Raw genomic sequence first — 666 nt, forward strand, 5'->3', positions numbered from 1 at the left:
TACAAAGGAAAAAAATGAATTTAAATAATAAATTAAAAGGAGTTATGCCCCCCCCCCCATAAACCCTTTCAAGATTGTTGTTTTTTTATTAGGGGCGTTACTTATAACAAATCAAAAGAAATTCAAAATAAGAATGAAGAACATTGGAAAATTTTTAGAGCAAATAATATAACGCTTTTTTCCAATACATTGAATTTTGAAGATATTAAATTGATCGATAAATCTGTAAAAGTAAAAAATGATCAAATTCTAAAAAAAGATGATATTTTAATTTGTGCAGGTTCAGGCAGTAGAGAACATATAGGAAAAGTTGCATATATAACTGAAGATATGGATTATTCCTTTGGCGGGTTTATGGCAGTTATTCGAACTGAAAAATTTTTAAATTCGCGATTTTTGTTTCATATACTCACAGGTAGAATATTCAAAAGTTATTTGGGATATACATTAAAATCTTCAACGATAAACAATTTAAGTTTTGAAGTTATTAAAAATTTTCCAATCCCCATCCCACCCATAGAAGTCCAAAATGAAATCGTCCATATATTAGATCAATTCACAGATCTCACAACAGAACTTCAAATTAAACTTCAAGCAGAACTTACAGCTAGAAAAAAGCAATACGAATACTACCGCGACCAACTCTTAAGCTTTGAATCTTTAAAT

At 28.8% G+C, this 666-nt stretch carries 1 protein-coding gene; it reads left to right on the plus strand.

Going from position 1 to position 666, the window contains the following annotated elements:
• Positions 1 to 87 precede the first annotated feature (87 nt).
• A partial coding sequence (locus BKH41_RS09525; protein WP_180762817.1) for a restriction endonuclease subunit S occupies positions 88 to 666 on the plus strand: 579 nt, incomplete at its 3' end.

The sequence above is a fragment of the Helicobacter sp. 12S02232-10 genome (genome assembly GCF_002272895.1).
Lineage (GTDB): Bacteria > Campylobacterota > Campylobacteria > Campylobacterales > Helicobacteraceae > Helicobacter_J.